This window comes from Shewanella sp. ECSMB14101 (assembly GCF_000773485.1).
GTDB lineage: Bacteria > Pseudomonadota > Gammaproteobacteria > Enterobacterales > Shewanellaceae > Shewanella > Shewanella marisflavi.
Map to the genome: position 1 here is coordinate 167,341 of NZ_JSFF01000001.1, position 25,210 is coordinate 192,550.

General features: G+C 50.1%; 18 protein-coding genes and 1 pseudogene. 9 read left to right on the forward strand and 10 right to left on the reverse strand.

Going from position 1 to position 25,210, the window contains the following annotated elements; all coding sequences use genetic code 11:
* Nucleotides 1–21: 21 nt before the first annotated feature.
* From NY07_RS00810 to NY07_RS00830, 5 genes are all read right to left on the reverse strand, one after another.
* Nucleotides 22–681: a TorD/DmsD family molecular chaperone gene (locus NY07_RS00810; RefSeq protein ID WP_033537757.1), complete on the reverse strand. Its 660-nt coding sequence runs from the start codon at nt 679–681 to the stop codon at nt 22–24.
* Nucleotides 682–760: 79 nt separating this feature from the next.
* Nucleotides 761–1,396 carry a DMSO/selenate family reductase complex B subunit gene (locus tag NY07_RS00815; protein WP_033537442.1) on the reverse strand — a complete coding sequence of 212 codons (636 nt, stop codon included), beginning with the start codon at nt 1,394–1,396 and terminating at the stop codon, nt 761–763.
* Nucleotides 1,397–1,408: 12 nt separating this feature from the next.
* Nucleotides 1,409–3,838: a DMSO/selenate family reductase complex A subunit gene (locus tag NY07_RS00820; RefSeq protein WP_033537443.1), complete on the reverse strand. Its 2,430-nt coding sequence runs from the start codon at nt 3,836–3,838 to the stop codon at nt 1,409–1,411.
* A 40-nt stretch (nt 3,839–3,878) separates the two neighbouring features.
* A complete protein-coding gene (locus tag NY07_RS00825) occupies nt 3,879–5,885 on the reverse strand; it encodes an MtrB/PioB family decaheme-associated outer membrane protein (RefSeq protein WP_033537444.1) in 2,007 nt (668 codons plus the stop codon).
* Nucleotides 5,886–5,901: 16 nt separating this feature from the next.
* Nucleotides 5,902–6,855: a DmsE family decaheme c-type cytochrome gene (locus tag NY07_RS00830; RefSeq protein WP_033537445.1), complete on the reverse strand. Its 954-nt coding sequence runs from the start codon at nt 6,853–6,855 to the stop codon at nt 5,902–5,904.
* 527 nt (nt 6,856–7,382) lie between these two features.
* Between NY07_RS00830 and NY07_RS19375 the strand changes: the two are divergent.
* Nucleotides 7,383–7,989, forward strand: a pseudogene (locus NY07_RS19375) (acetyl-CoA hydrolase/transferase C-terminal domain-containing protein); the annotation flags it as partial.
* Between the two features lie 124 nt (nt 7,990–8,113).
* Here NY07_RS19375 and NY07_RS19695 read toward each other — a convergent pair.
* Together NY07_RS19695 and trhP are read right to left on the reverse strand one after the other, a co-directional pair.
* The gene (locus NY07_RS19695; protein WP_052125440.1) at nt 8,114–8,329 is read right to left on the reverse strand and encodes a hypothetical protein; all 216 of its coding nucleotides are present in this window, start codon (nt 8,327–8,329) and stop codon (nt 8,114–8,116) included.
* Nucleotides 8,330–9,329: 1,000 nt separating this feature from the next.
* A complete protein-coding gene (gene trhP / locus NY07_RS00850) occupies nt 9,330–10,688 on the reverse strand; it encodes a prephenate-dependent tRNA uridine(34) hydroxylase TrhP (protein ID WP_033537448.1) in 1,359 nt (452 codons plus the stop codon).
* Nucleotides 10,689–10,978: 290 nt separating this feature from the next.
* Between trhP and NY07_RS00855 the strand changes: the two genes are divergently transcribed.
* Nucleotides 10,979–11,821, forward strand: a complete 843-nt coding sequence (locus NY07_RS00855; RefSeq protein WP_033537449.1) for an HDOD domain-containing protein — start codon at nt 10,979–10,981, stop codon at nt 11,819–11,821.
* Nucleotides 11,822–11,890: 69 nt separating this feature from the next.
* Nucleotides 11,891–13,399, forward strand: a complete 1,509-nt coding sequence (locus tag NY07_RS00860; protein ID WP_033537450.1) for a putative bifunctional diguanylate cyclase/phosphodiesterase — start codon at nt 11,891–11,893, stop codon at nt 13,397–13,399.
* 15 nt (nt 13,400–13,414) lie between these two features.
* On the opposite strand, the gene NY07_RS00865 is transcribed toward NY07_RS00860, so the two are convergent.
* Nucleotides 13,415–13,858 (reverse strand): thioesterase family protein, encoded by a 444-nt coding sequence (locus NY07_RS00865; protein WP_033537451.1) that lies wholly within the window; start codon nt 13,856–13,858, stop codon nt 13,415–13,417.
* Nucleotides 13,859–13,923: 65 nt separating this feature from the next.
* The gene (locus NY07_RS00870) at nt 13,924–14,718 is read right to left on the reverse strand and encodes a substrate-binding periplasmic protein (RefSeq protein WP_033537452.1); all 795 of its coding nucleotides are present in this window, start codon (nt 14,716–14,718) and stop codon (nt 13,924–13,926) included.
* Between the two features lie 311 nt (nt 14,719–15,029).
* Here NY07_RS00870 and NY07_RS00875 point away from each other — a divergent pair, with 311 nt between their 5' ends.
* The 5 genes from NY07_RS00875 to NY07_RS00895 all read left to right on the forward strand — a co-directional run bounded on the left by NY07_RS00875 (nt 15,030) and on the right by NY07_RS00895 (nt 23,228).
* The gene (locus NY07_RS00875; protein ID WP_033537453.1) at nt 15,030–18,062 is read left to right on the forward strand and encodes an EAL domain-containing protein; all 3,033 of its coding nucleotides are present in this window, start codon (nt 15,030–15,032) and stop codon (nt 18,060–18,062) included.
* An 86-nt stretch (nt 18,063–18,148) separates the two neighbouring features.
* On the forward strand, nt 18,149–19,459 hold the full coding sequence (locus NY07_RS00880) for a DEAD/DEAH box helicase (protein ID WP_081953743.1): 1,311 nt from the start codon (nt 18,149–18,151) through the stop codon (nt 19,457–19,459).
* Between the two features lie 119 nt (nt 19,460–19,578).
* Nucleotides 19,579–20,628 carry a CobW family GTP-binding protein gene (locus tag NY07_RS00885; protein ID WP_033537454.1) on the forward strand — a complete coding sequence of 350 codons (1,050 nt, stop codon included), beginning with the start codon at nt 19,579–19,581 and terminating at the stop codon, nt 20,626–20,628.
* A 45-nt stretch (nt 20,629–20,673) separates the two neighbouring features.
* The gene (locus NY07_RS00890) at nt 20,674–22,020 is read left to right on the forward strand and encodes an MATE family efflux transporter (RefSeq protein WP_033537455.1); all 1,347 of its coding nucleotides are present in this window, start codon (nt 20,674–20,676) and stop codon (nt 22,018–22,020) included.
* Nucleotides 22,021–22,163: 143 nt separating this feature from the next.
* The gene (locus NY07_RS00895; RefSeq protein WP_033537456.1) at nt 22,164–23,228 is read left to right on the forward strand and encodes a TonB family protein; all 1,065 of its coding nucleotides are present in this window, start codon (nt 22,164–22,166) and stop codon (nt 23,226–23,228) included.
* A 102-nt stretch (nt 23,229–23,330) separates the two neighbouring features.
* On the opposite strand, the gene nadK is transcribed toward NY07_RS00895, so the two are convergent.
* A complete protein-coding gene (nadK, locus tag NY07_RS00900; protein WP_033537457.1) occupies nt 23,331–24,209 on the reverse strand; it encodes an NAD(+) kinase in 879 nt (292 codons plus the stop codon).
* A gap of 361 nt (nt 24,210–24,570) precedes the next feature.
* Between nadK and grpE the strand changes: the two genes are divergently transcribed.
* Nucleotides 24,571–25,188: a nucleotide exchange factor GrpE gene (grpE, locus tag NY07_RS00905; RefSeq protein WP_033537458.1), complete on the forward strand. Its 618-nt coding sequence runs from the start codon at nt 24,571–24,573 to the stop codon at nt 25,186–25,188.
* Nucleotides 25,189–25,210 lie beyond the last annotated feature (22 nt).

The following is a 25,210-nucleotide window of genomic DNA, read 5'->3' on the forward strand; positions in this document are numbered from 1 at the left end:
GCCCTTTATGTGAGGTTGAAACTAGCGGTATAGCCGCGCCGAAATTGGGATAAGTTGTAAGCGCTGGCACAATCCATCCAGGTAGGCTTGGCTCAGTAGGGCAATACCAAGATAGAAATCGGTTCGGGCATGTTGTTGCATCAGGGTTAAGCAGCGACCTGACCAGGGCAATAGGTGTTGTTGCAATAAGATAAAGCAGTTGCGTTTAATGATTTCACTTTCTTCCGCTTGGGCCCATTGACTCAGCATCTGATCCAGCACAGCAAAGAAGAGACCGATATGGTCGACAGGTTGATTGTTATCTAGGTTGAAGCCAATCCCTTGCTCTTGATAAAAGGACTTAAGCGCCATAGTAGACTTGTCATTGAGCAGCTGTCTTTCGCTAAGATAAACAGATCCCCAAGGTGCGGCGCTAGGTTCACCCGGGCCATAAAATAGCTGCCCATAGTCCAGTTTGAGCGCCTGCTGTTGTGTCGGTGCCCACTGAGTCAGATAGTCCGATAGCAAGGTTTTTCCCCGGTGCTCTAAATCAGAGCAAGTGAAGTTGGGCCAGCTCTGAATCACCTGATGATCGATCAGGTCTTGGATAAAGGCTGGGCTGGGGTCATAGAACAGCGCGTGGTGGAGAATTCGGGCAATACCCTGGAGTTCATGAATCTCTTGTTTGTTAAGGAGTTGCATCTTAACCTCAATCTTTAGGAAGAGTAGTTGAGTGAGACTGAAAAAGGGTGCCAGCCCATTGCTTGGCACCCGATCAATCTTACACTTCTGAGTAGTTCAGCACTTCGCCATCGGTAGCGCCGCTAGGACGAGAGTGACGGTTAGGCGTGATCAGCAGGTTGGGCGTTGTGATACTGCTTTCTGGCAGAGGTGCGACATTTGGCGAGATTGCGCCAGGATATTTCGCCTTCAACTGTTCCATTGGCCCGAAGTCGATGGCTCGCATAGGGCATGATTCGACGCATGATGGTTGCTTACCCTCGGCCAAGCGCTCAAAGCAACCGTCACACTTAGTCATTACCTTACGGTCTTTATCTATCTGAGGTGCGTCGTAAGGGCAGGCTCTGGCACAGCTTTCACAACCGATACAGAGATCTGTGGCTACATGCACTAAACCATCTTCGCGTCGCTTATGCATGGCGCCGGTAGGGCATGCCTTAACGCACACAGGTTCAGAGCAATGGTTGCAGCCGATAGACATGTAATAGGCGAATACATTTTGGGTGACAGTACCATCACCGTTTTCTGTCCATTGGCCACCGCCATACTCATAGACGCGGCGCCAGTTAATGCCGACAGGCAGATCTTTGCGGTCTTTACAGGCGACCTGACAGGTCTTACAACCAGTGCATTTACTCGCGTCGACATGAAAGCCGTATTGGATATTGTTGTTCATTGTTAACTCCTATCAAGCCTTACGGATTTCAACCAGGTTGGTGTGTTGCGGGTTACCTTTGGTTATTGGGGTAGTCCGCTGCGTCGTGAGTACGTTGAGACAGCCGCCCTTATCGACGTCACCGCCGCCTTGGAACCAGGCGCCCTGGCCCAATGCTGTGACGCCGACCATGATGCGAGGAGTCACTTTGACTTCGACTTCGATGGTGCCGCGATCATTGAACACATGAACCCTGTCGCCGGTTTTTAAGCCGCGCTGATTTGCATCCAGTGGATTCATCCAGATTGCATCCTGTACCACTTCACGCAGCCAGGGCACGTTGTGGTAGCTAGAGTGGGCGCGGCCCTTGGTGTGGTAACCGGTTAGCTGTAGTGGGTATTTCTTTTTCGTTTCAGCATCTTCATAGCCTTCCCAGGTGGGGACATACTTAGGTAGAGCGGAGATGACATCGCCTTCCTTTAGCTTCCAGGTACGGGCTTTTTCGGCCAAACGTGAAGAGTAGATCTCAATTTTGCCCGATGGCGTGCCAAGTGGGTTGGCTTCAGGGTCTTTACGGAAATCTTCAAGCACGATATAGCTGCCGTTTGGCAGGTATTTACGGTAGATGCCCTGCTTGAGCATGACCTCCTTGCTCGGCAAGCCAGGTGTTGCGGCTTGAGATTCGGCATAGAATTGATCTAGCCAGTCTTTACGGCTCTTGCCTTCGGTAAATTCTGCTTCGACACCCATGCGCTTAGCGAGATCGACACAGACCTCATAGATTGGACGGCTTTCGAACATGGGTTCGACGCCACTACTCATCTGCACTAAGGTGGCAGTGTCACCGGCGGCATAGCTTTGGTAGATAAGGTCTTCCGATTCTAGCCAGGTCACATCGGGCAGGAGAATATCGGCAAACTTGGCACTTGGTGTCATCCAGTTGTCGACCACAAGAATGAATTCGCACTTGGATTCATCCTGCAATAGCTTCTCGGTTTTACGGACTTCAGAGTGCTGGTTAATCAGCGCGTTACCACCGTAGTTGATGATCGCTTTGATGTCTGTACCGAGTTTGCCATCGCCATTTTCATCAAGGTCTACCCCTTGTACCCCGTCAGCCAGTACCGTCATGTTCTTACCGTCTTCAATGGCTTGGGTGAAGGTAAAGAATGAGATGGCCTTTTTGACCGGATTTGACCCAGTAGGCATGAAGGGGGCATGCAAGAATGACCCTTTGCACAGGCCACCGCAGTTAGTCCCTGGTAGGCCTAGCTGGCCGAGTAAGATAGGGAGCATGTAGCCTGCGCGCGTGTTGTTTTCACCAGCCGCCTGACGGTTGAGTGATGCGGCAATTTGGATAAAGGGCGCGCGCGCTGCGGCTAACTCGCGGGCGAGTTCTTTGATCACATGGGCTTCGATCCCTGTGATCGATGCCGCCCACTCAGGGGTTTTTGCCTTAATACCAGGGGTAAGATCGCCAACTGTGGTGTTGTCGAGAATATAAGCCTTGTAGCTCTCTTCATAGCCGATACCGTCTGGCATGGTATTTTCGTCGTAGCCGACACAGTACTTGTCGAGGAAGGCCTGGTTAACCTTATTGGTGGTGATCCATTCAAAGGCCAGTGCTTCAAATAGCGCGGCGTCAGTGCCGGGGCGAATCGGTATCCATTGATCTTCTTTACCCACAGCCGAGTCTGTATAACGGGGATCGATTAGGATGGTTTTAAAGTTGTTTTTCTTCTTCTGCATCAAGAAGTCGTAGGCTTCACCCGAACCACTCATGCGGATCTCTGAGGGGTTATACCCCACCATCAGCACCAGATCTGAGTTCTGCATCTCTGACACACTACTGCCTTGCCAACCTGGGCCCGCAGAGCCATAAGTTTGTCCTGCTGCCTCATAAATTTGCGACCAACTGTAGTCGCCGTAAGCGTTGAGGTAGCCACCTTTGAGATTCATCAAGCGGTAGAGGCATTGCTTGCCCGAGAAATGGTAGCGGGCGCCAGAATTATAGGTAAAGTGAATCGACTCGTTACCATATTGATCTATGGTGCCTTGTAGTCTTTCCGCCACGATATCCAGTGCCTCATCCCAGCTGATACGTTCGAACTGACCACTACCACGTGGGCCAACACGTTTCATTGGATATTTAAGGCGATCGGGTGCGTAGACGCGTTTTCTTAGTGAGCGGCCGCGCAAGCAGGCACGTACGTCATGGTCACCATATTTATCTGTGGTGGTAAATTCAGATTCGACGCGGGTGATCACGCCATCCTGAGAGTAGACTTTGACCGGGCAGTTTGAACCGCAGTTAACCAGGCAAGCTGACCAATTAAGGTTTTCGCCGGTAACAGGCGGTTTAGGTGGGGTGACCTCGACCTCTTTAGAGCCAGAGTTACAGCCTGAAACTGTTGCTGCACAACTGAGTGCCGCACTCATTTTTAAGAAACTTCTGCGTTCCATTATTTTATCCTCATTGCAGTTATGATTAGCACTGGTTGCATTAACGCAGTTGGTAGCTAAACGACAACATCACTTGGTGCGCGTTATAGTTATGGTTCAGGTTGCCTAAGGTAGTCAGTCCCGGAACGGTATCGACATCAATTTGCGCGTAATCGGTGTCGTAGTAGCGCTCATACTGGTAAGCCAGTGATAGCGCCATCTCATCTGTGAATGCGTAGTTGGCACGCAGCTTCAGGCTGTGGTTAAACGCGTAGTAATCTCCCTGAGGTATGCTGGTAGCATGAGTCACCATGGTGTTGCTATCTGAGTTTGCAAACAGGTAGTCTCCGCCTATGCTGAGCTTGTCTTGCAATAAGCCTGAATAGTTAAAGCCCATGCCCAGGTTGATGAACTCATCTTCGATATCGGCTTGCCAATCGGCAGTCGAGAAAGCCTGACTGCCGTTTTGTTTGCTGCTAATCCATTGTTGGCCGACGAAGGCATAGCCAGATAACGATGGGTTCATCTGCAGGCCCAGGTTGATGTCGTAGCCATAATCTTCCGATTCGGTAAGGCCGATCTGGGTGTTCTTGTAATCGTCGAAGGCATAACGGCCAGTTATGTTTAGATTTAGCCATGAGGCTGGATTGTGATTGAGCTGGGTTTCAAAAGCGGTGCGAGACCTATCGGCAAGGTAGTATTTGCGTAGCAACGGATTGGTCTCCGATGAAGTCAGCGCCTGGGTTTGATATTCGCTGCCGCCGCGATTGTCTAAGCTAGCTTTAAACCTAATCTTAAGGTTGTCCAAGGCGCGAACATTAAGCTTGCTCCAAAGAGTGTCATCATGGGTCTGTTCCCGCTCGCTGTGGCTGCGCTCCATCACTTTGCGGTCATAGCCTGCTTGCAGGCGATAGTTGCCATTGAAACGGTAAGCGGCGTTGAGCTTCAGGCCACGACGCTCGGTGTCTAAAGGAGCATTTTGTTTAAATGCGCCGGTTAGTCCGTTGACTTCATATTGTGGGAACTCCCACACCGACCCTTGGTTGTCACGCTTGGCGTAGTCGATGCTGCCGCCCACTCTGAGTTTGTTGTTCAACTGGGAGGTGGCAGACAGTTTGCCATCTAAGATGGCGATTTCACCATCCCAGCGTTGCAGCGGGTTGCCAGACATCTGAATTAAGTCATCATTCTGAGTCATTTTTCCCGTCGCCAGGCGAGCACTCATCACGGTTCGACCCAGTTGATATTGTCCAGATAGATTGAGTTGCTGCGCCTCATTGTCAGGTGATGCCGCATAGACGTCATACCGATAGGGCTGGCTTAAGTTGTCAATGGCGTTGTGGTACCGGCTGACAAGATAATTGAGATCTGTCGTCCAGTTTACACCAGACATAGACATGCCTGCGGTGAGCTTGTCGGTGTCGGCATCGACAGGGAGACCGAAATTGACCGGCCGCGGCGTCACCATGCTGGCGCTTTGGTAACCTGTCTTATTTTCATGCTCATAGCGAACATATGCCTGATAAAAGTCTCGCCCAAAGTTCAAGCCTAGGCCTGCTTGGTTTCGCTGCAAAGAGAGAGTTTGGGTCTGCGTGTATTCACTGGGGGTGAGCATGTCGTCTTGGTACCACAGCTGGCTACGAGCATTACCAGACTGGTAGTGAGTAAGCTGCTGAAAATCGGCGACTAACTCATATTGATCTGGCTTGCCTGCTTCAAGGTGGGCGAAACCATTATCCAGTCCCAGACGGTGTGCCTGAAACCTAGCTTTGTAGCCTGTTGCATTTTGATAGTTGAGGTCGGCATCAATGCTGGCATTGGCACCGTCTTTATCGGTTGAAAATGCATTGCCAGCGTGAATATCGTCACTGTCGATATATGCGGCATTGAATCCAACAGTGCCAGTGTAACCGTCGATTTGAGGGCAACGCTTACACTGAAACATCTGTTGCTTGACCTGGCTGGTGTTGGCCTTGTTTACCCCAAAGTCAGCCGCAAATGCTGAGCCTGTCATACTGCCTGACATGGCGAGCAGTGATAAGGTGATAAGGTTTAATTTACAGTTCATGTTAGTGACTCCCTAATTAGCGCTGCAGTTTGCTGCCGGCGGGATGGTTGGAACCATGGATTTGGCTGTGGCAATTAAGACAGCTTTTGCCGCCGCCGAAGGCATCCGCGCCACCTTGTTGAACGGCACGACTGGCATGGCCATCGTCCATGTGGCATTGCTGACACAGTTGAGGTGCTCTATGGGTCAACATGGCTTCATTTACGCTGCCATGGGGGTTGTGACAGGTGCCGCAGTTCTCGGTGACAGGGGCATGCTCCCATAACACTGGTCCACGCTTTTCTGCGTGACAGCTGTAACAGGTATCATTGACGGTAGTGTGGTTTAGCGCGCTTTCATTCATTGAACCGTGTGGGTTATGGCAATCGATGCAGGTCATCTGCTCCCATTTCAACGGATGAGATGAGCGTTTGTTCATGTCAGCGCCTTGCTGCGAATGGCAAGTGGTACAGCTATCATTGATGCTAAGGCGATCTAGCATAGGATCTTTGGCAGTGTGAATTTGATGGCAGTTGCCGCAGGCTATCTCGTCGAGATTATGGCTGCTGTTGTGCCACGCCAATTGTTTAGTGTCGTTATGGCAACCCAGGCAGACGCTGTTTTGGCTTTGAGCCGATAGTTTGCTCTGCTTGCCAAAGGCGATCATAGGTTCTTTCCCGCCTTGGTTATGCTTGCCTAGCGGGCCATGACAAGCCTCGCATTGTAGGCCAGCCATTGGCGATTGAGAGGTGTTGCGGTTAGCGTGTGTGCCGGTGAAGAATGCCATGACCTTGTCATTTTTTTTATGGCACATCAGGCAGGTGTCAGCACCTTTCTTGGAATAGTTACCCTGTGCAAATTTCTCTGTTAATTGCTGTTCCAGCTGTTGTGGCGTAAGCGTGTCCCAGGGGGCTGCCTGAGCTGACAAGGGGAAGTGCGATAAACTTAAAATCCCAAATATCAACCCAGCGATAATATATTTACTCATCATCTTGGCCTTAGTAGTTAATTATTTGTAATTAGTGTGGTGTTTGTTAAATATCTTTTAATTAAATTCTACGAGGTAATTAAAGCCCTTGGAAGTTATTACTAAAGAGGTATTTTTATAAATGTGATCATTATTTTAAAATGTGTCTTACCGTGACTTGGTGCTTTTATGCGCAAAAGCTTTTTTAACTTGTGTTAATTTAATTTCTTAATCAGTTGGTCGTTCCTATCTATTTGATTTTAAATTATTTATACTTTTCACCTGTCTGTGGTGAAACTTTGTCTCTTGTGTTTTTTTGTAATTGATAATCTGTTCTAAATATATTTTTTTGTTAATTGTTGTGTAAATTTATTTTTATTTTTTCATATTGTTTTTATTTCTGTTCTTAATATTTTTTAAGTTTTAATATTTATTCTTAAGTTTTCATATCTTTTCATAATGACTTTATGGCTGAAGTTTGGTTGGTGTTTTGTTATTTTAAATTCTTGGTGTTTTTTTATTATTAATGGGTATGTGTACTCGATAGTATGATGGGCATCGGCGCCATCCCTGATGCCGTGCTGTCCTGCTTCACGGGTCATAAAGATCTTGGAGTGATACCGATCTCTTTTCCGATGGCGTGCTGAATCTGGTCGAGCAGGGGGGATCAATAACGATCGTAAGAAGGTGCATCTGGGAAAGCTGGTTATCGGCTTTGCCCTGAGTAGTCAGCGCTTGTATGACTATGTGAACGATAACCCTTCCGTGGTCTTCGTGGATATCGAGTAGGTCCATGACACCTAGATCATTCGTAAGAACTTCAATGTGATAGAGATCAACTCGATGCTGCAGGTGGGTATCTCGGGACAGATCTGGGCCGGCTTTCGAGGCACCGGTCTCTCGGAAGCCGGCCGCTCGGTAATCGCCTAGCATGGCGGCGGGTGGTAAGGTGTCCCACATCGCCAGCATGCTCTCTCCAGGTGCTGGTGTAGTGACCACTCGGGCCCATGTGCACTACATAGTCACAGAATATGGCTCGGCTAATTTGCGCGGCAAGTCGTTACGTGAGCAAGCCAGGGCGCTGATCGATATCGCCCATCCCAATTTCAGGGAGCAGCTTTGTAGGGAGACCTCGACATTTGGAAATTAAGGGGTTAGCGTGCCTTCCTATAACGAATAAAGCCCCTTTTCAATATACAATAAGGGGGCTTTTTCTTTTTTCTCATTTTTTACCTCAACCCGCCCTTTGGGTTAGGGAACGACAAAGAATTGAAATTCAGTGTTAATTTGCAGTCAGTTGAGGCTTTGTCATTAAGATATTGGAGGCGATGGCAAACAGGTAGTAGTCGGTGAAAAACCAGAAGCCGATTTCGAGCTGGGCGTGCATTATGATCAGGCTACCCATCTGCTTCTCAGCGTTACTGACAAGGTAGCTGATTATGATGGCTATCACAAATACATCGCCATGTTCCACTTGCCTATGACGTTGGAATAACATGTGAACAAAGTTGCCATGCTGCCTCTTGCGAAAACCAGTACCGCCTGTGTTAGTAGTTTTATAGGGGGGGGGATCACCGAGAAGGTGGCTATCAAGATGTCGACCAGCAGGTTACCGCTTTGCATCAGATCTTGCTCGGTCCCTAGTATGCAGCGGTGCTTATGATAGATTTCTACCTGACCCTCAACTAGTTAAAGCCGAGAAAGGCCGATACGGATCCCTGCACGCCGGACACTTCGTTGTTTTCTGTCATCAGCTATATGCTGGTCTGGGCAACTTGGTTTTGTCTGCCTAGTCATATAGCCTCAGCATGCGCAGGCTGAGTTTGGGGATAAGCAGGGGCGTGCGATAAGAATCACCAGTAATTGAGGCCATTAATTCCGTTGTGACATGGGGTCTCCATTTATCTAATCTTGCATAGGTTTCTAGATTAATTGGCTTGAACATCGGCTGAATTTCGCCGTCCATTTAAGAGCTAGCTTTTACCATTTCTAGACTCGGCTTTGAATCCCGGTCACTGCACATGAGCAATATTCTTTGCATCAGTGCAGGAGGAAGCCCTGTAGTCTTTTATGTTTTGAATGTAGAGAGTAGTTTAGCTCGAATAAAAATTTTGGCTGTAACACAAAAAGTAACACAATTTATTTTTTTCAACTAAGAGATTGTTATTAAAGTAAAATAAAATTGTTCTCACACATGTCGCAGTTAATACAGCTGTCGTCGATCAGTAATGCCATCTATTTGTCTTGCCTTCTAAAAAATCTCTATTAGTGCCTTGGGTCATGACCCCGTCAGGTAAGCGTCTTGGCAGACCGCCTGTCGGCCGGCCATTATAGCACAGGCACAGAGTAAGCCTAATCACCAGCTTCGTCTCTACTAAGCAGTATAGGAAAAATGCCAGGGTCCCCAAGTGACTGCTTGAGTCCAAAGGCCGTTGGGTTAAGCTTGGGGAGAGGCTCATAAAAAAACAGCCCGAGAGTCTCGGGCTGTTGCTGTTGTTTTACGGATGGGGCTGGCGAGTGCTCTGGCCATCGGTGAGGTTACGCATCAAGATGGCGCGCTCAACCTCGACTTCGGCGGGTACCGGTAAGTAGACGAAGTGACCCGAACCTAGCCCTGCCTCGACGCTCTCACCTTTGCGGTTTTCCAGGTGTTCTATGGTCAGATTCATGTTGCCCTGTGGCGTCATCAACTCGACGCTGTCGCCCACGGAGAACTTGTTCTTCACATCGATTTCCGCCATTCCTTTAACGTTGCGCTTGCCGGTAAATTCGCCGACAAACTGTTGGGTGTCGCTGATAGAGTAGCCGTAGTCGTAGTTTTGGTACTCGTCATGTACGTGGCGACGCAGGAAGCCTTCGGTGTAACCACGGTGCGCTAGCCCTTCGAGCTGATACATGAGCGCTGGATTAAACTCACGGCCCGCAGCGGCATCTTCGATTGCCTGGCGATAGAGCTGGGCGGTACGCGCCACATAGTAGAAGGACTTGGTACGACCTTCAATTTTCAGTGAATCTATGCCCATCTTAGTCAGACGCTCGACGTGCTGAATGGCGCGCAGATCCTTAGAGTTCATGATATAGGTGCCGTGTTCATCTTCGAAGGCGGGCATATATTCGCCCGGACGTCCGGCTTCTTGCAGCAAGACCACTTCGCTGCTCGGCGCACCTTCGCCCAGAGTTGGATTATGCATCTGCACCTCAGGGTTTACCGCCACTATGTCACCCGTTTCGGTTTGCACTGCTTCGTGGGCGTCATACTTCCAGCGACAGGCGTTGGTGCAGGTGCCTTGGTTAGGGTCACGCTTGTTGATATAGCCAGAGAGCAGGCAGCGTCCAGAGTAGGCCATGCACAGGGCGCCGTGGACGAAGACTTCGAGTTCAATATCAGGGCAGCGCTGGCGGATCTCTTCGATCTCGTCCAGCGACAGCTCGCGAGAGAGGATCACACGTTTGATGCCTTGCTGCTGCCAAAACTTGACCGAGGCCCAGTTGATGGCATTGGCCTGTACTGACAGGTGAACGGTCTGATCCGGAAAGGCTTCGCGTACCATCATGATAAGACCTGGGTCTGACATGATCAGCGCATCGGGCTGCATGGCCACCACAGGCTCCATATCCTTGATATAGGTTTTGAGCTTAGTGTTGTGGGGGGCGATATTGCTCACCACATAGAGTTTTTTGCCTAGGCTATGGGCCTCTTGGATACCTGTTGCGAGGTTTTCCATCTTGAAATCATTGTTTCTGACACGCAGGCTATATCTCGGTTGGCCTGCGTAGACCGCATCGGCGCCATATGCGAAGGCATAACGCATATTTTTAAGGGTCCCGGCAGGAGACAGCAGCTCAGGTTTAAACATCATTTCTCTCAATTAACAGGTATCGAACAAACTTGGGGCGGGCATTTTACTCAATGGGGCAAGGCTTATGCAAATCAGAAATTGATTATTTTATGTTCAATAGGTGGCAAAGGCGGTTGAAGGCCTCATATTCTGATAAAAATAAGGCAATTAATAACCTATAATCTGAAACTTAGCTAAAATTACACAAATTCTTAACTGGATGGGTGATTTTTACCATCGCGGTTAGCAAGAGTGCTGATATACTCTGTGGCAACATCATTTAGGGTATAGTTTTTTAAGGAGTTAGAATGTCTAGCGAGCATCAACTACTGGTTGGGTTACTCAAAAAGTTAAAGGCGGATGCGCTAATTCTGCCCACTTTGCCCGAGGTAGCAATGCGCGTTCAAGAGGTGGTCTCCCGCCCCGACTCCAGCCCGAAGCAGGTGGCCGAAATTATTGGTCAAGACGCTGCCATTTCGGCTCGTATGATCAAGGTGGCCAACAGTGCCATGTACAGCCGCGGCATTAAGGCCGAAAACATTAATGCAGCGGTGACCCGTATCGGCCTGACTCAGATCAAGGCAATTGCCACCTCGGTAGCCATGGAGCAGCTCTTCATCTCGACCAACGAGATGGTGTGGGAGGTGATGGATGAGGTGTGGCGTTCATCCATTGAGGTGACTTCAGCGGCCTGTGCCTTACTGCTTAAGTATTCTAAGACCCATAAGCAGTGTGGTTTAAACTATGACACCTTGACCCTGGCTAGCTTGGTTCACAATATCGGCGCCTTGCCTGTGTTAACCGAGGCTGAGGCAAACCCACACTTGTTTACCAGTATCGAGCAACTCAGAGCCTTGGTGAGAAAGATGCAGGGCCCACTGGGGCGCGCTGTACTCAAGAGCTGGGACTTCTCACCCGAGGTGATGGAAGTGGTCGAGCGCTGGGCCGATCTCCCTTATCTTCCTGATCATGTCACCTACCTGGATTTCGTGCGTTCTGCGGCCTTCTACACTGGCGAACTACGTGCCGGCCATGAGCTGGAAGAGCGTCTGGATGTGTTTGTAAAACGTGGTTTGCCTGTGACGCCTGAGTATCTGGGATCGGATGAGTTTCTCGATAATTATCATTCGATTAAGTTAAGTTATGAATAGTCTAGCGAGCTATGCATCAGGCATAGCCGCTTTTGTTGTTTCTCCTTTCAATTAAGCACTAGGGATAGCGTGGCTGCGACTGAGCTGATTTGGTTAATTGTATATCTGATAGCAATCGGCATCGCTGGTATCATTTATTGTTACTGGCATAGGCGCACTGAGCTTAAGTTTCTTAAACGCTTGGTTACTCAGCTGAGTCAGCAACATAAAGTGCGCCAGCCCCTCAATCTCGTCTCCATTCCCTATCGTTTCATTCCCTTGTATGTGCAGCTACAGCATCTGCTCAAGCAACTGCCTCCCCCAAAAGGGCGCGATAAGCTGACCGGACTGCTGAATCGGGTCGGTCTTAAGGCCGAGCTGACTCGCAAGATGCCGCTGACTCACGGAATGTTTGTGCTTATCGATATTCATCGTTTTCGTTATGTAAACGATCTCTTTGGCTTCTCCCTGGGAGATAAGCTACTGCAGGCGCTGGCGGAGCGATTGGCGCGCCGTATCGGCCATAAAGATATCTTGGCGAGAATGAATGAAGATGAGTTTCTGATCTATTTTAAGACTCCCATGAGTGAGGCTGAACTTAGCGTTTTGCAGCAGAGTCTGCAGCAGCCAATCGGTATCAAAGGGACTGTTATTAATCTGCAACTGCAAATTGGATATTTGGAGTTATCTTTACACCACGCCGATGTCAGCCAGATGCTGCGCCGTCTGGATTTGGCCTTGGTGCGAGCTAAGGAGAGTAGCAACTATATCGCCGCCTACCGTGAGGGGGATGATCGCAGCCAGCACAGGCAGTTGACCATAGTCAGTTGCTTCCCTAAGGCGCTTGAGCAGAACGAGCTCTATCTGGTGTATCAGCCCAAATATAACCTGGCAACGGGCAATTGTACCCATGCCGAAGCCTTGATCCGTTGGGAGAGTTCGGTACTGGGCACACTCTCTCCCGGGGAGTTTATTCCCTTGCTCGAGTGTGCCGGGATGATCAGTCTGCTGAGTCAGTGGGTGATCGATCAGGTGTTGCAGCAGCAGCTGCGCTGGCAAGAGAGCAATATTAGGTTGCAGGTGGCTATCAATCTGGCGATTGACGATCTTAGTGAGAGGCAGCTTAGCGAGCGAATCATCTCACGGCTTAAGCAGCAGGGCCTTAGCGCTAACCTGTTAGCGATAGAGATCACCGAGAGCCAGCTGATGACAGACATGGTGCGCACCGTTGCGGTATTGAATCGCCTTAAACGCGCTGGTGTAAATGTAGCCATCGATGACTTTGGTACAGGGCACTCCTCCTTGGCCTACCTTAAACATCTGCCTGTGGATGAGGTTAAGATAGACAGAGCGTTTCTTATGGGACTGGAATCTGACCCCCGAGCCCAGCATATCGTGAGCAGCGCCATCGAATTGGCGAAAGGCTTAGATTTCTCGGTAACGGTTGAGGGAGTGGAGCAGATGAGCGTGTTTAATCTGCTTAAAGATATGGGGGCGGATAAGGTGCAGGGGGATATTTTCGCTAAACCTATGACGGCGGCAGAGCTAGAGATGCACTGGCGCCGGCTTAATCGCCCCATAGGTGAAAAGGCCTCTTAGGTTCATCTGCAGATGTTACAGGCTAATAGGCTGATCAAAACTTTGGCTCAGCTTGGCAATAAGTGGCCCTGACATTGGGGACAGTTGCCTTGCCTTATTCATACAAACCATTTCGATATGCGCCGTAACAGCAGGCTTCTTACCATTAGGCCGCCAGATCTCTTGTTGCCATATGGTGCGGTATTTACTCTCAAAATAGAAGCGGGTACGCACATCTATGATGTCGGCAAATTCCACGCCCTCATGGCACAGCATGTCACTGCGGTAGACGGCAAAGCCGAGCCCTTCTTGATGCCATAACTGAGCCAGATTATCGGCCCCAATCACATGCTCGCGAGCTCGCTCGAAATATTTGAGAAAGTTGGGGTGGTAGACCACACCTGAAAAGTCTGTGTCTTCGTAATAGATCTGAACCGGGAAGTGAAAGGTGGCGCTGAATTTCTCTTGCTTACTGCTCATCTACACGTATGCCTAGGCTACAAAGAAAGGCGCTAGCTTAGCATATTCTTATTGTAACTCGCGCCCTAATCTGTCCCGATCGCCTTGAGACTGTTCATGATTGCCTGATAACTACCATCTTGTTTTAAAGCGTTTAGTCCCTGGTCTAATTTTTCGGCGTAGTGCTGAGCATTGGGGCTCTGTTTAGAGAAGGCGACATAGAGATCGCCGGTATGATTGTGCACGCTTGGGCCAATCACTCGATCAACCCCCATTTGCTGCAGGTATTGCTTGGCAACCTCGTCATACATAATGGCGGCGTCAATGCGATTGAGCAGTAGTAAATTGATTAACTGATTATGATTGTCCAGTTCGATCAATTTGAGTTGATTTAGCTGCTCTAGCTCGTCGCCGTATTCATATCCCTTGATAATGCCGACCACAAATCCTTGGGGCAGGTGCCACTTGTCTTCGGCCGTTATCGGGTGAGCATTATTTTGATAAAAAGAGGCCGATGCAGTAAATAGGGGCTGCTTACCGAAGATAAACTCCGACTCTGTTTTACGCTCTTTATGCAGGTTAAACACCCCATCGACAAGCCCTTGTTTGGTCATGACCACCCCTCTCGCGTAGGAGACCACTATACTATCGACATCGATATCAACGCGGGCGAAGGCCTGCTTAACCAGCTTGTGGGATAGTCCTTTGCCATAGGGATCGGCAAATGGGGCCCAATTATCTTCCGCCGCTAGTCTTACTTTGGTCGGTTCTGTGGCCACTTGGGGGGCTAGTTGAGATTGGGTCTCGGCCGTAACGCTACAACTGACAAGCGTCAGCAGCAGGCTCAAGCTGAGTCCAAAAGTGGTGAATAATTGCAGCATCAGATTCCTTGCAGAGTGCGCATCCTTAATGCGCCCATGATAAGGGGTTTTTAGGGGAGATCAACTGCGTAGCTTCGTGTTTTCTAATGATTTTTGTAGCCTTATTGCTACAGTTGGGCAGATTTGCGGCGTGTCTCGCTGCAACTTATACCAATCTTGGTGTGATCTCCTGTAGTGAAGGCTGCGCAGGAAGGAGTGAGTTACTTTCAAAATCATTGGCTTAAACTGATTTTTGTCAGTCCTTTTTTGTGGGGCTTCTGCTACACTCAGATTGATGTTATCAGATTGATAATAAAAACCTTAGATCCTCTATGAACCAAGATATTTTATTTGCGCTTTCTCAAAATGCCGCACTCTTGTTGATTTTGGTGTTTATCTACGATGCGGTGCCTCGTCAGCAACGCAGCGAGTATTTTCTATTGTGGCGTTTGGGTATAGGTGTCGTTATAGGTGCCATGACTGTGTTAATCATGGTCACCTCCTGGGAGTATCAAGAGGGCTTTTTCATTGATACCCGCTCAGTCGTCTTAGCCATTAGTGGTCTCTTTTTTGGTGGCTTACCGACCTTTATTGCCGCGTCGTGTGCCGCAGCTTACCGCCTGATTCAAGGTGGAGAGGGCATGTTTCTTGGACTAATCGTCATCATTGCCTCCGCCTTGTTTGGCAGTATTTGGCGCTACAATCGAAAGAGTGCTATTGCCGATTTAACTTTTACCGAACTCTATCTGTTTGGTTTTTTACTCCATTTTTCAATACTTTCTCTGCTTTTTGTTGTGCCATTCGCAATGTTTGTTGAGCTCCTGCTTCAGGTAGCTCTACCTGTGATGTTGATTTTCCCCTTGGTGACCGCGTTGATCGGGCTGCTGCTTGCAAGGCGGCTGGAGATTGAGCGCGACGCTAAGATCTTGCTACAAGACGATTTTATTTTTCGTTCGCAGTTTAATGTCGGCAACATGGGGATCGCCATTACCTCAGTCGATCAACGTTGGATGAAGGTAAACCCTCGCTTGTGCAAGATGCTTAAATACACAGAGGCTGAGCTGTTAAATCGTACCTGGTCGGAACTCACCTACTTTGAGGATCTTAATGCTGATTTAGAGCAGTTTGAGCGCATGCTTAAGGGGCAGATTGACGCTTACGAGATGGATAAACGTTTCGTTGCCAAGGATGGAGAGATTGTCTATACCCACCTGACCGTTGGGTGTCGACGCACCCACAATATGGTTGATATGGTGATTGCTGGTTTTATCGATATTACCGAACATAAAAGGGCTGAAATGGCGATGCGTACCAGTCAGGAGCGGCTAGCCTTGGTACTGGAGAGTAGCGATCTTGGCCTGTGGGATTGGGATATAAAGAGCAATCAAACCAAACGTAACCTATGGTGTGCCAGGGTGCTGGGTTGTGAGCTGGAGCAGCTCAATCAGGATAGTCGACTCTGGATCGACGCGATTCATCCCCAGGACAGAATGGAGGTGCTTAATTCTATCGAGCGCCATCTGAAAGGGGAGACGCAAAAACACAGCATAGAGTATCGCTTGATAAGCCACAGCGGAGAAGAGCATTGGATTTTAGATACGGGTAAGGTGGTGAGCCGGGACCGCAATGGTTTACCTACCCGTATGTGCGGCGTGCATTCAGATATTACCGAGCAGAAGCAGGTGCAGGAGTCACTGGAATTGGCAGCATCTGTGTATAACAACTCGAGCGAAGCTATGAGTGTGCAAGATGACCAGGGGTTCATCATCACCATCAATGCCGCCTTTACCTCAATCACAGGTTATACAGAAGATGAGGCGCTGCAAAAAAATATCCGTATCTTACAGTGCTCGCGGACGCCCAAAAGTCAATATGATGAGATGAACCGCGCCATTCGCGACAGTGGCTATTGGCAGGGGGAGCTCTGGATTAAGAGCAAGAGTGGTGATGAATACATGGTCTGGCTCACCATTAATACCATTTTCGACCAGTACGGTGAGGTTTACCGCCGGGTGGCCTTATTCTCCGATATTACCGAGAAGAAGGAGGCGGAGCAGATCATCTGGAAGCAGGCTAACTATGACCCGCTGACAGGCTTACCTAATCGCCGTATGTTACTGGAATACTTAAGTACCGAGATACTGCGAATCGATCGTAATAAAAGTCATTTTGCGCTGATGTTTCTCGATCTGGATTTCTTCAAAGAGGTTAACGATACCTTAGGCCATGATATGGGGGATCTGCTTCTGCAGGAAACCGCTAAGCGCCTTAAGGGCTGTATTCGTGAGTCGGATGTGGTGGCACGTTTAGGCGGTGATGAGTTTACCGTGGTGCTGACGGGCATTGATGCGCCCAGCGGCGTCGAGCGGGTGGCGCAGAGCATTCTGGAGCGGATTGCCGAACCCTATAGTTTAGGCGATGAAACCGCCTATATCAGTGCCAGTATTGGTATCACCATCTATCCCGACGATGCGACCAGTATCGAAGGTTTGCTTAAGCATGCCGATCAGGCGATGTACGCCGCCAAGGAGCAGGGACGCAATCGTTTTCACTATTTCACCCCTTCGATGCAGGAGTACGCCCGCTATCGTATGGCTTTGATTAAAGATTTGCGTAATGCCATCAATCGTAAGGAATTTGAGCTGTATTATCAGCCGATTGTCGATATGCAAAAGCAAGGTGTCTATAAGGCGGAAGCCTTGATCCGTTGGCAGCACCCCGAGCGGGGGCTGGTGTCGCCGGGTGAATTTATTCCTATCGCCGAGGAAACGGGATTGATCAACGATATCGGCAACTGGGTATTTGAGAAGGCGGCCCAGCAGAGTGCACGTTGGCGCACTCAGTATGGCGTTGAGATCCAGATCAGTATCAACAAGTCGCCCATCCAGTTCCGTGATGAAGGAGATACCTTTGCCGAATGGCTGGCGCTGCTGCGTCATTTAGAGCTATCGAGCAATGCGATTTGTGTCGAGATCACCGAGGGCTTACTGCTCGATGCCTCCATGGGGGTCAAAGATAAGCTACTGGCTTACCGTGATGCGGGGATTCAGGTGTCACTGGATGACTTTGGTACAGGTTATTCTTCTTTGGCTTACCTGAAAAAGTTTGATATCGATTATCTCAAGATTGATCAATCCTTTACTCGCCACCTTGAATCAGACAGCGATGGTGTCGCCCTGTGTGAGGCCATCACAGTGATGGCCCATAAATTAGGGATCAAGGTCATTGCCGAAGGGGTTGAGACTCAGTTTCAGCATGACATTCTCGCTAACGCCGGCTGCGATTTCGGCCAGGGGTATCTCTACTCACGGCCTGTATCGCTGGCTGAATTTGAACGCTGCTATGTGGTTAATCGTGATAGCTAGCCCTTTCCTACTCGATATAGCGATACCTTTAGTCCGGCATTTTTGCTAGACTCCGCGCTCACTTTTTGTCACCTCATAGGTCCCCCATGAATTTTGATGCACTCTCATTAAACCCACTGCTCGCTCAGGCTGCCGAGGCATGTGGTTATCAGGCATTGACTCAGGTGCAGGCCAAGGTGATCCCCAGCGCCTTAGCTGGGCTGGATCTGATGGCCTGTGCCGAAACGGGCACGGGCAAGACGGCGGCCTTTAGCTTTGTCCTCTTGCAGCGTTTGCTGAATGAGCCAAGAAGGCTGGGACAGCTCACGGCCTTGGTATTGACCCCGACTAGAGAGTTAGCCATGCAGGTCGCTGAGAGTATCAGCCGCTACAGCCAGTTTACCGAGCTGACAACCCTGGCCGTTTATGGCGGCGCCAACATCAATCCTCAGCGTAAGGCTTTAGCCAAAGGGGTGGACATTTTGGTAGCGACCCCAGGACGCCTATTTGACCTGATTGGTCAGCAGGCGCTGGATCTTGGCGAGGTCGCGCATCTGGTGATCGACGAAGCGGATCGCATGTTGGATATGGGGTTTGTCAAAGATATCGAGCGAACCAAGCGTCTGCTGGCTGAACCTCATTCCACTATGATGTTTTCCGCGACCTTTAGCCCGCAGGTCAAAGCCCTGGCAACCACTATGCTGGATAACCCTGAGTGGATTAACGTTGTCCGCCAAGGCAGTGGCCCCAAGATAGAGCAGAAGGTCTATACCTTGGATGGCCGTCGCAAGGCCGAGCTGCTCGCCGAATGGGTAGGGCGTCATAACTGGCAGCAGGTGCTGGTGTTTGTGAACACTAAGGAGAGCGCCGAGCGCCTGCACAGGGAATTGACGCTGGATGGCATTAAAAACGCCGTATTTCATGGTGATAAAACCCAGGGAGCGCGCAATCGAGCGTTAGAGCAGTTTAAGGCTGGTGAGCTCAGGGTATTGGTGGCAACCGATGTGGCCGCCCGTGGTCTGGATATTGCCGCCTTGCCTTTGGTGATCAACCTGGAGCTGCCAGATGATCCTCAGGATTATGTACACCGCATAGGTCGTACCGGCCGTGCAGGGTTAAGCGGTGTTAGTATTTCTTTGGTGGCCAAGAAAGATGAAGCCGCCCTGGCGACCATAGAGAGCCTTATCGGCATGACACTAGCGCGTCATGTTGAGCCTGGCTATGAACTCGGGGCGCCACTACCAGCCAGATACCGTGAGCTGGAGAGTGCGTCTCAGCCGAAGGCTGCAAAACGCGATAAGTTTAACAGCAAATTTAAGGGTAAGTCCCAGGGGCGATCAAATGGGGGCAAGCCTGACGGCGCGAAACGTGGTGCGGGGCGTACACACAAGAGCGGCCCTAAAGTAAACAAAGGCTGACCCAAACGAGACGCCAATTAGCCCTGCTGTGTTATTGAGTCCTTATATATCCTAGGACGTGTCGTGATATCTTGTTATCACTCGCGCCGCCCTAGTGATTGTTGATGTTGGAGCCTTGCATGATCCTCAAACCTATACCTTCCCATGTTATCACCGGCTTTCTTGGCGTAGGTAAAACCAGCCTTATTAAATATTTGCTGTCGAATAAGCCTGCCGATGAAACCTGGGCCGTACTGGTGAATGAGTTTGGTGAGATAGGCATAGACGGCGAGCTGTTAAAAGGAAGTGATACGGGGATTGCCATCAAAGAGGTGGCGGGTGGTTGCCTGTGCTGCGCCGCTGGCGTACCGACTCAGGTGGCGGTGAATCAACTGATTGCCCGGGCCAAACCCGACAGACTCTTGATTGAACCGACGGGTCTTGGGCACCCCAAGGAGATCGTCGAGGTGTTAAGTCAGGGGCATTTTCAGCAGGTGATCGCGCTAAAGAGCACTATCTGTCTGGTGGACCCGAGAAAACTACAAGATGATCGTTATCTACAGAGCAGTCTGTTCATCGATCAGTTAAGGATTGCCGACCTTATCCTGGCGACCAAGATGGATCTTAGCGATGAGGCGGATCTTACGCGTCTGCAAGGGTTTTTAACCCAGCAGGGGATCACGGCAGCTCCCGTACCTGTCAGTTTGATGCAGACACCTAAGGTGGGTGAGCAATCTCTGTTTGCTTTTATTTGCAGCCACTATTTTGAGCGGGCTACGGCCTGGCACACTCAGCCTGAGATCAAGGCGCCTGCTAACGCTATGATGCGGCCAGCACTGCCGTTTGAAGAGGCACCAGAAACAGAGATTGCATTTGATGAGCAGGGGATCTACCGCGCCAGTAATCAGCATGAGGGAAACTATAGCGCCGGTTGGGTGTTCGATTGCCGGTTTGAGTTTGATTTCGAGGGGCTGATCGCCTGGGTGAAGGGACTGGAGTGCTTACGTTTTAAGGCTGTGGTGATCACAGATGAGGGGATTGCCGCGCTTAACTTGGTGGATGGTCAACTGACGGTGATGGAGCTCGATGATAGTCTGGATTCTCGTCTCGAATTGATCGCCTCAACGGCTATCAATGTGACTGATATCGAAGCGGCGCTGCTGCAGCTATCTAAACCGCTCGCTATCTGATATCTTCGCATCCCAACAGCCGTTTGTGTCGATTTATTAACCCCTATGCTTGAAAGCAGCCAGAGTTCTCCCTTAGCCACTGAGCCCATCCCTAAACTGGTGTGGCGTTATGCTATTCCCACCATTCTCTCTATGGTGGTGACAGGCGTCTATGTGGCTATCGACGGTATGTTTGTGGGCCACTATCTGGGCGAGGTGGGGCTGGCCGGCATGATGTTGGCCTATCCTGTGGGCGCCATTCTCTATGCCATCGGCGCCCTGATCGGCATGGGTGCTGCTGCGTTAGTCTCGATTAATCTCGGGCTCAACGACGTTAGCCGGGCCAGACACCTGTTGGGTAACGCCTTTACTCTCTGTTTGCTGGCGGGGGCGGTTTTTGCGCTGGTGGGTACCCAATGGAGCGAGGCTGTGCTGATCTGGCTTGGCGCCGAAGGTGAGGTGCTGAGTAGTGCTCTGGAATATCTGTTTTGGTATTTTGCCCTCGGCGTCTTCCCCATCCTCGCCATCGCCTTTACCGCTTTGCTGCGAAACGATGGCAGGCCAGGATTTGTCACTGTTGTATTGATTATATCCGGATGCCTGAATGTGTTGTTAGACTGGCTCCTGATTGTCGTTTACCCCTTTGGATTAGCCGGGGCGGCGATTGCGACCATGATCTGTCAGGCCGTTACCGGGCTTCTTTGTCTGCAGCATTTCTTCACGTCTAAGACACGCCTGGGGATTAACTGGCAGCAGATGCGTCTTAATCTGGACCACTGCATTAATATCCTCAGGGTGGGCTTTCCCAGTTTCCTGATGAACCTCTATCTGTCTATCGTGCTCACCTTGCACAATATGGCGTTTCTCTGGGTGGGCGGCCCTATCCATGTGGCGGCTTATGGTGTGGTCAGTTATGCCGAAGCCCTCTTTTATCTCATTTTCGAAGGGATAGCTTTTGGCACCCAGCCACTTTTGAGTTTCAATACCGGGGCTAAGCGTTTTGACCGGGTCTTTGAGACCCTGAAAATCGTTATCATCATGACGCTGGTAACGGCGCTGGCGGGTGTTGCCTTTATCTATTGGGTACCAGAGTACCTGGTCTACATCTTTGCCGGCGATAACCCGGAATTAACGCCTGTGGCGATTGAGGGGATGCGTCTCTATTTCTGGGGGCTGCCGTTCGAAGGGCTGATCTTGGTGGGCGCGGCGTTTTTCCAGGCCATTAACCGTCCGCGCGAGGCGTCGATACTGACCGGCAGTAAGCTCGTGTTAATTGCTCTGGTGCTGTATCTGTTTGCTTGGTTGTTTGGCGTAGCTGGCGTGTGGGTCTCTCTAGCGACTTGCTCTTTAGTGCTGACACTTTGGATGATTTACGTTATGAGTAAGCTTTCAAAGGATTTAAGTCAGTCCTGATTCCTGATACCCTAGAGGGGATTTTCGTTTCCAGACCGAGAGTGGATACGCAGGATGTGCCAAGGTGGGCCTATCCTGGCTGTTAGCGGTAAGGCTGACAACGGAAACCTATGTTGGACGTTCACAAATAAGGATATTTGTTCATGAAAAAGTTTTTCTCCGGTGCCGCGTTACTAGTCTGCGCGCATCTTATTGCCCCGTTTGGCATCGCTTCCCCTTTTAGTGACAGTTACACAGCCTATCAGCAGGCACTTGCCGAGCAAGATAAGGCGAAGGTGGTGCTCACCGCAGCGAAAGCCTATGAGCTTGGGCAGGGCTATTTTGAGCCAGGCAGTGTGGATGTCGCCAACCTTGAGCTTAATTTGGCCACGGCGCTACAAGACAATGATGAGATACAGACTGCTCATCAACACTTCAACAATGTTATTGAGATCTATCGCCAGCACTTTGGTCGCGATGCCTTGGAGCTTATTGACCCCTTGATCGGTGCAGCGCAGACCATGGAAGCTTCTAAAGAGAAGGTGAAATTATTCCAACAGGCGATCTCTATCGCCCAGGATAGCGATAAGCCTTTGCTGCAGGCAGAAGTAAAGATGCTGACTTTTCATGGTTTGGTTTCGACCCAATTCTATACTCGAGATATTCGAGACGAGGCCTTAGAAGCCTACCAAATCTATCGTCATGAGCTGCCAGCCGATGCAATGGCGCGGATTAAGGCAACTTACTATGCCGGGATGATTAAGGCGGCGGAGAAAGATGAGGATGAGGCGATCGCCCTGCTGGAGGAGGTCGTCAAGCAATTCTCTGTACTGGACTATAGTCACCCCTATAAACTGGCCGCCCATGCTCGGTTGGTGGAGCTTTACGAGGCAGAAGGCCTCAGTGACAAGTCGACTCAGCATTGTGTGGCCATTGGCAGCATGAGGCCTTGGTCAGATGAACAGGATCAGGCACCTATCTACCGTGAGCCACCTAAATACCCTCTCTCATACGCCAGAGATGGCCGGGAGGGGTGGACTCAGATGAGCTTTACTGTGGATGAGCAGGGCTTTGTGCGCGACCCAGTGGTGCTTGCCTCTGAAGGGGGACAGTTGTTTACCCGGGAATCGTTGAAGGTGATCAAACGTTGGCGATATGCGCCTAAGTTTGTCGACGGAAAGCCGATACCGGCAGAGGTCACAGTGCAGCTACACTATCAGCTGAATTAATCTTAACGCCCGAGCTAAGCTCGGGCTTTTTGTTGCCAGTCTATAATCAGCTTTACCCACTTGAATTACTTGCTATATCGCCGCAGAGTGTTTCAAGCGAGGTTAAAACAGCTTGCTGCCCCAGCCAAGCTTGTTTCTTAGTACGTGGAAATAGTTGTAGCCCTTGGGGTGGATCAGTCTGAGCCGCTCTGAGCTGCGGCGCACTATGATCTCATCGCCAGGCAAGACTGGCAGGGTGACGTGACCGTCACAACTAACCTCTAAGGCGTCGCCATTATGGGGAGACACGACCAGCTTGATGATGCTGCAGGCGTCGACCACGATAGGTCGGCAGGAGAGGGTGTGTGGGAACATGGGGACTAAGATTAGTGCCTCAAGATTGGGCGTCAAAATCGCACCGCCAGCCGATAGCGAGTAGGCGGTCGAGCCTGTTGGCGTCGAGACTATCATGCCGTCGGCGCGCTGGCTGTACATGAACTTGTCGTCGATGTAGACCTCAAATTCGATCATATGGGCAATCTTTCCTGGGTGAAGTACCGCCTCGTTGACCGCGGTATTGCTGGACTTCATCTCGCCGTGCCTGTGCACCTCAGATTCCAGCAGGAACCTGTGCTCAGTTTCGTACTCGCCTTGCAGTACCTTGCCCAGTGCCTCTTCGAAAGTATCAGGGGGGAGATCGGTCAGGAAGCCTAAATTGCCGCGGTTAACTCCGATGACGCCGATATCGAAACGCGCGAGCACCCTTGCAGCACCCAGCATATTACCGTCGCCGCCTACGACAATGGCGAGATCGCAATATTCGCCTATTTGCAAAAGATCGACCGATTTGACCTGAGGGCCAATCTCTGCGGCCACCCGCTCTTCGACGTAAACATCATAAGACTGCATGGTTAGCCAATGATGCAGGCGTTTAAGGGTCTTATGCGTACCTGAATGGTGGGGTTTGCCGATTAAGCCGATTGTTTGAAACGCTTTGCTCATATTTCTGTTCGATCTATGCCTAGGGGCTATTGATCTTTCCTATTTGTTTTTGCAGCAATTTGTGGGCGATTTATATCAGGCAGAGCCCGAGTCGTTATTCTACATAAACGGGCGATAACCCAGCAGAAATCGCCTATATAAAGTTGCCTGAAGGGTTCATCTAAACGTCCCCAGCTCTGTGTTGCGTGCTATTTACATAGCATAAGGAAGCGACACAGTACGTGCCTTGAGCAAAACACGTTTAGATTGAACAAAAATCAAATCTGAAAGATAAACAGACCCTAGGGCTTGAAACCTCAAATTTGATCCCCATAATATGCCCAGAGCATGCAGAAACAAAGCATTTTTAGCTGGAGTAACAATGAGCAAAGAGTCAGACAAAGCCCAAGAACCACAAATTGAAGAAACTGAAGCTGTAGAAGTTGAAACCGAGGTGGTTGAAGATGCAGCCAGTTTGATGGACGAACTTACCCAAGCTAATTTCCGTGTTGAAGAGCTAGAACAAGCCCTGGCAGCTGCCGAGGCTAAAGTGGAAGAGCAGAAGGATTCTGTTATTCGCGCCGCTGCCGAAGTGGATAACGTACGTCGCCGCGCGGCTATCGATGTCGAGAAGGCGCATAAGTTTGCCCTGGAGAAGTTCGCAAATGAGCTTTTGCCTGTGATCGATAACATGGAGCGCGCCCTGCTAGGTACCAGCCCCGAAGATGAAGCCACTAAGGCGATCTATGAAGGGGTAGAGTTGACGCTGAAGAGTTTTACCAGTGCGGTAGAGAAGTTTGGCCTGACCCAGGTGAATCCACAAGGTGAGGCGTTTAACCCTGATCATCATCAGGCGATCGGTATGCAGCCAAGCGAAGAGTTCCCGGCTAATACTGTGATGATGGTAATGCAAAAAGGTTATATGCTGAACGAGCGTCTATTGCGTCCTGCCATGGTGATGGTGTCTCAGGGCGGCGCGAGCGTCGATACTCAGGCATAAGTTGATTGCTTTAAGAGATTAA